The 6,075-nt window shown below is 35.2% G+C and carries 4 protein-coding genes; 3 read left to right on the forward strand and 1 reads right to left on the reverse strand.

What is annotated here, in order from left to right; genetic code table 11:
• The first annotated feature begins 198 nt into the window (after positions 1 to 198).
• Positions 199 to 1,713: an APC family permease gene (locus DMP16_RS07230; RefSeq protein ID WP_069283759.1), complete on the forward strand. Its 1,515-nt coding sequence runs from the start codon at positions 199 to 201 to the stop codon at positions 1,711 to 1,713.
• Between the two features lie 18 nt (positions 1,714 to 1,731).
• Here the strand turns inward: DMP16_RS07230 and DMP16_RS07235 are convergent, their stop codons facing one another.
• A complete protein-coding gene (locus DMP16_RS07235) occupies positions 1,732 to 2,034 on the reverse strand; it encodes a hypothetical protein (protein ID WP_069283758.1) in 303 nt (100 codons plus the stop codon).
• Positions 2,035 to 2,306: 272 nt separating this feature from the next.
• Between DMP16_RS07235 and sul7d the strand changes: the two genes are divergently transcribed.
• Positions 2,307 to 2,501: a Sul7d family chromatin protein gene (sul7d, locus tag DMP16_RS07240; protein ID WP_069283757.1), complete on the forward strand. Its 195-nt coding sequence runs from the start codon at positions 2,307 to 2,309 to the stop codon at positions 2,499 to 2,501.
• A gap of 580 nt (positions 2,502 to 3,081) precedes the next feature.
• Positions 3,082 to 6,075 (forward strand): protease pro-enzyme activation domain-containing protein (locus DMP16_RS07245; RefSeq protein WP_143577030.1); only part of this gene is annotated, 2,994 nt, incomplete at its 3' end.

Here is a 6,075-nt window from a genome sequence, read left to right on the forward strand (position 1 = left end):
TCTTTAGGACTATCTGATGGTGCGACAGTGCAAGTAGCGGTAGTAGCACAATGAAGATAAAATCAATTTTTTTTTATTTTTGTTCTCATTATTTTCTATTAATGAATTAGCACGTTTTATGCTCATTTTTATTATAAGCTATTTTCCGAACTCATTTTCTGAAGATAAATTTAAATTTTTTAATCATAAGTCTAACTTATGGCTAAGGGTAATGTGAAATTATTTGTTAGGGAGACTTCTGGTCTGGTCAAGAACGTATCTTTGCTTGACGCTACTATGCTTAATGTAGCTAATATGGGTGCTGGTTTGGCAATATTCATTGGTATAAGTCCTTATATAGTAAAGGGTGCTGTATTATGGGTAGCATCCTTACTTACATTTTTGTTCACCTTACCTTTAGTAGTACTTTACACTTACTTCATTCAGAGGATTCCTAGGACTGGAGGTGATTACGTATGGTTGTCTAGGAGGTTAAACGGTCCACTAGGGGCTATAATGGGAATTGCTTTAGCTTTTAATATGCCACCTTTCTTTGCGTTGTCAGCTTTCTTTTCAGTATCTGCTATTAGTACGGTTTTATCAGTAATCGGTTCATTAGACTCTCAACCTTATCTAGTTAACTTAGCGAATAACGTGTTTACTACGAGTAATGCTTATTTAGCTTATGGGCTGGCTGCATTAGCTTTTACAATTATTATCTTAATAAATATTTTTAGACCTAAATGGGGTTATACTTTAACTTCTGCTTTAGGCATATTATCCTTATTGGGCACGTTAGTAGCTATCCTAGTTATAGCGTTTAATGTCAGTGATTTTCATGTGGTGATACAACCTTTTTTAAAGGCTTTTAATCTTACAGCTACACCATATACTGGTCCTAGGTTTAGTTGGTCTTCAACGATTTATATGATTCCTTATTTTGCTTCCTTTGCATACATTTGGCTATATGCAGGGCCTGCTGTTGCCTCAGAGATCAAATCAAAGAGAGGAGTTAGATATAATCTAATTCTAGGTAGCGTGTTGACATTAGTATTTATCACAGTTCCTTTCTTATTGATGGATTTAGCAGGGGGATATGGTTTTAATTACTCGCTCTACCCTACTTACACTTATAATTTCTGGTCAGTTAGTATAGCATTAGCTAAAAATTACGCTTTACAGTGGTTTTTGGGTATAAGTTTAATTGCTTGGGAGTTCTTCGTAATGGCTTTTGGTGTTGTTGTTTTTGCTAGATATGTTTTTGCGTTTTCCTTCGATAGACTATTCCCTGAGGTTTTCTCGAGGTTAAATAGAGAGGGTTCTCCAGTTTATGCTCATCTCTTGGACTTTGCCGTCACCTTAGTATTCTTGGCTGTGCCGATAATTAGTCCTAATGGTTATGAAGCGTTGTATAGCTATACTCCTTTAGCTATTGCTTACCTTATCTTAGTTAGTATTGCAGGAGTTCTTCAATCGTTAAAGGAGAAGAATGCTGGTATGCTTATATCTTCAATCCTCTCAATACTGTTCATGGGTTTCATGGGGTACTATGCGTTTACTAACCCATACTTTGGAGTGATCACTTCAGAAGGTCAGCCTTATCTTCCGGGCATAGCATATATACTTAGCCTAATTGGTTTAGGGGCAGTGATTTTCCTCTCGTCTTACGTTTATAGAATGAAGAAGAACGGGATAGATATAAGACTAGTTTATAAGGAGATACCCCCTGAATGATGTATTAGTTTTTTCGCTTTAGTTTTTAAGGATGGTTGGTTTATGTTCTGTAAACACGTGCGTGTAAAAGTGATATGCTGAGGAGAAAGTTTTTCCACAGACACAATAATATTTATCTTTTGCATATTTTAGTAAATACCTTCTGCTCTCTCCATACAGTTTATCTAGGAAATTGTTCAGTTCTCTTTTTCTCTTCAACATATCTTCTTCTTGTAGGACGTGATCCTTTACTGCTAGTAAAAATGGATAGTAGGATAGCCTTAAATTTGCGCTCTTTTTCTTGTTTTTCATTATTTTGTTTAAAGCTTCAACCATAGTCATAGCTCTCTATATGAGAGTATTCTTTATTATTAAATTTATATTTTTCCCAAATGGTAACGTTATATCAAAGTACTTATTTATTTTTTCAATAATTTTTTCAGTAAATTTTTATATTAGATAAGAAAAATTTACCTTCACGTAAGTGATCGTTATTGAGTTATTTCGGCTAAGGTACTAACTTTAGTTTATCTTAAGGCTTTTCTTTAAGTTGTACTAATCTGAATAGCGTAAAGTTTATTTATGTGAAACCTTCAAGAGTATTTTGAGGAAATATGGCAACGGTCAGGTTTAAGTACAAGGGAGAAGAGAAGTCTGTAGACACTAGTAAGATAAAGAAGGTTTGGAGAGTTGGCAAGATGATAAGCTTCACCTACGATGAGGGTGGAGGAAAGACTGGTAGAGGAGCTGTTAGCGAGAAAGATGCTCCAAAGGAACTGTTAGATATGTTAGAAAAACAAAAGAAGTAAAAGCTAGAAATAAAATAACTGAATCATAAATAATTTTTTATAAGTGATACTTATTTTTCTTCCCGCTGTTTGATCTTCTCCTTTCAGAGTATTGCCTCTTAGATTTATTCTCAAGATTTATTCTCAGAGCGAGTTAATTTTTTGGCGAGAATAAAATTAGTTATCCTATACTTATGAACATAAACTACTTAACACTCTCCCATATGAGGAATTGTCTACAGTTTAACTATAGTGAATATTAATGAAGGATAAGTCTTTTAAGCAGGTTAAAAGGATTTTTAAACCACGAACAACTATCAGAGTAATTTCCGCACAAATGGGGATAGTACTTTAGACCTCAGCAAGACCCTAGCTCGTAAGGAGGTCGTAGTCTTGATGTTGGTATAGCTAGCTCACCTGGCTTTAGCAATGATGTCTGGAAAATAATTTAAATGATAACCTTTATGGCTGTTGAGGTGTTAATGAAGATATGGTAAATTAAGGAGATTTTTGTCGTTCACTCCTAAATAACAAATTTTCAGCTCTTGTGTAGAATTTTATTTAAGTAATCCTTTTATATGTATAAAAATTTAATAATATTATGGAAGGTACTACTCTAAAAGGTATAATATTATCAGCTCTAACATTATTTATTTTACTTCCTACGTCTCTAATTGTATATTCTTCAGTGGGAAATACTTACATATCTCCTACCTATTCTCAATCCCAGGTCATTTCAACGTTAAATTATAATACGCCAATTTACCTTTATATCTTTATTCCTCCTAAGAACCTCAATTCACTTTATTTGATGGCACAAGAGGTTGCTAACCATCAAGTTAAGCCTCTAGCCAACTCTCAATTAATTTCTATGTTTTCGCAGGAGAATAAAGTCTCTCAAGTAGTAAGCTACTTAGAGAGTAAGAACTTTACTGTATTGTATAAAGGTCCGTTTGAGGTCATCGCTGAGGCAACTGCTCTTCAAGTCTCTTCAATTTTTAACACTAAGTTAATCCTAGTTAAATCGCTAAGTGATGGAGAAATATATTATAAACCAGAAGGTAAAGTCAGTATACCTCCAGAACTTAATAACGTCTTGATAGGAGGTCTAACTAATTTCACTAATGTTCAATTACCTATGATTCAATTGGGCAAGATCGTTAACGGTAATTTGTTGTTGGGTAATCAAGTATCTTCATCTTTCACCTATACGTTCCAGTTCTCTGCAACATGGTATACTCCTCAAGATATTGAAGGAGCGTATAATATCACTCCACTGTTCAACGCTACAGCGGATAAGAAAGTTACTATTGCATTAATTGAAGCTTATGGTGATCCAGAGTTATATCAAGACGTTAAGATATTTGATCAGCATTTCCATTTACCTCCTGCTAATATAACTATTTTACCTATTGGTAGATACGAACCTCTCAATGGGCTAATTACGGGCTGGTATGGGGAGGTAGCGTTGGATGTAGAAATTGCTCACACTACTGCTCCTTATGCTAATTTGCTTGTAGTAGTTGCCCCCTCAGCTTCAATACCTGCATTGTGGTCCGGTATTAATTTGGTAGTCAGTGAGGACTTAGCTCAAGTGGTATCTATGAGTTTTGGTCTACCAGAGATTTTATTTGGAGCGTCAGGCTTTTATGCGTTTTTCGAGGGACAACCATTTCCAAATTATCCTTACTTAGACTATTATTTTGAGATTGGAACTGCTGAGGGTATTTCTTTCTTTGCCGCTTCTGGTGATCTAGGAGCTTATAACGATCTTCCCACAGTATATGGTGCTGCAAGCTATCCAGCATCTTCACCTTTCGTAACAGCAGTTGGAGGAACTACTCTATTCCTTAACGTGACTTCAGGTTATATTTCGAATTACAATTCTACTGCAACTTATGGCTATGAAACTGCTTGGAGTGTTAACCCATTATATTTTGGTGAGGTAGAAGGTACTGTGTCGTCTGGTGGTGGGTATAGTACTCTATTTCCTTCTCCTTGGTATCAGTTTTACATTACTCATAGCGATTATAGAACTATACCAGATGTTGCAGCTGATGCTAACCCATATACTGGTTTTGTGATTTATGCCTTAGGACAAGAGGTAGTAATAGGCGGAACTAGTTTAGCTACGCCACTATGGGCTGGGATTATTGCAGATATTGATGGTTATTTAGGCCATCCATTAGGTTTAGTTAATCCGTTACTTTACGAAATTTATCAAAATTCGACATTATATCATGAGGTATTTCATTCAATCAATTTTGGTTATAATGGATATTATTATGCTAATGGATCTTATAATCTAGTTACTGGATTAGGAAGTCCTAATGCTGGTTTACTAGCTAGTACAATTAAGCACTTGATAAGTAAGAGTTTAAGCATATCAGTAAGTACTTTTGAGCCTGGGGTTTCTCAACCATGGTATTTCTATAATTCAACGTTTACGATAACTGCTTATATTTCATATCCAAATGGTACTGAAGTCAGTTCTGGTTCGTTTAATGCTTACATTTATACTCTTAATGGCTACTTAGCTACTGTTCCATTAAGCTATAACGGAAGTTATTGGATAGGTAACTTTACAATATCGAAGGGATATCCTCCTAACTTATGGGAGATTATAGTGAATGGTACTTCTGGGTCATTTGTGGGTACTGGTATTGTGGAGATAGATGTTGGAGAATCAATAAACATTATTCAACCTATTCCTTATCCTTATAACATACCATTACCCTATAATGAACCTTTCCCGATAGAAGCTTGTGTTTACTATCCAAATGGAACACCAGTAGCTAATCAGAGCGTCACTGCCTATCTAATAAGAAATGGTCACATAGTAGCTTCAGTTCCTTTAATTATGTCATCTCCGGGGAACTATCAAGGGGCTTATGCTTTATTACCACCTTTACCTCAAGGTACATATTTGCTTGTAATCAATGACTCTTATGGTTCAGCCACTTCTTATGTATATTTTGGAGAGTATAATTTCGGTGGTGTTTTAACTCCATTAAATGATGGGTTACCTGCTGCGTCTCCAGGGGAAAACGTTACTTTCATTGATTTAGTAGAAACGATAGAGTTTACGGGTCTGTTTACCTCTAATGTCAATGCATTTGTGTACAATCCATCTGGCAAGCTGGTAGGGGAAGTTCATTTAATTCCTGCTCCAGATACTATTCAGTTTGGAGTATATTTACTATTTCTTTTATATGAGGGTAATTTTACTGTTCCAAATAATGCTACTCCAGGGTTTTATAATGTAGTAATTCAGTCTGTTACTAATACATCTGTTGGTCTTGATATTTCCAATTTTACTACAGCCTTTTATGTCTCTCCCGCTAATCTGAATTATAATGTAAAGGTAAGTGATACGGTGTATGAAGGGCAATGGATTAAGATTTTTGCCAATATTACATATCCCAATGGTACTGAGGTAAAATATGGTACTTTCACTGCTACTCTATCGCCTACTCAGTTGAATTATGAGTCCTTGATTATAGGTTTTGAGATAGGTGTTCCTCTTCAATACAATTCCACACTTAATGAATGGGTTGGAATTTATGAATTACCTTCAATTTTTAATGGCTCAATA

This window comes from Sulfolobus sp. B1, from assembly GCF_007050195.1.
Taxonomy (GTDB): Archaea; Thermoproteota; Thermoprotei_A; order Sulfolobales; family Sulfolobaceae; genus Saccharolobus.

What these genes read in the sequence shown, in the direction of transcription:
- DMP16_RS07230 (WP_069283759.1), top strand. Translation starts at nt 199, where the DNA reads ATGGCTAAGGGTAATGTGAAATTATTTGTTAGGGAGACTTCTGGTCTG.
- DMP16_RS07235 (WP_069283758.1), bottom strand. Translation starts at nt 2,034, where the DNA reads ATGACTATGGTTGAAGCTTTAAACAAAATAATGAAAAACAAGAAAAAG.
- sul7d (WP_069283757.1), top strand. Translation starts at nt 2,307, where the DNA reads ATGGCAACGGTCAGGTTTAAGTACAAGGGAGAAGAGAAGTCTGTAGAC.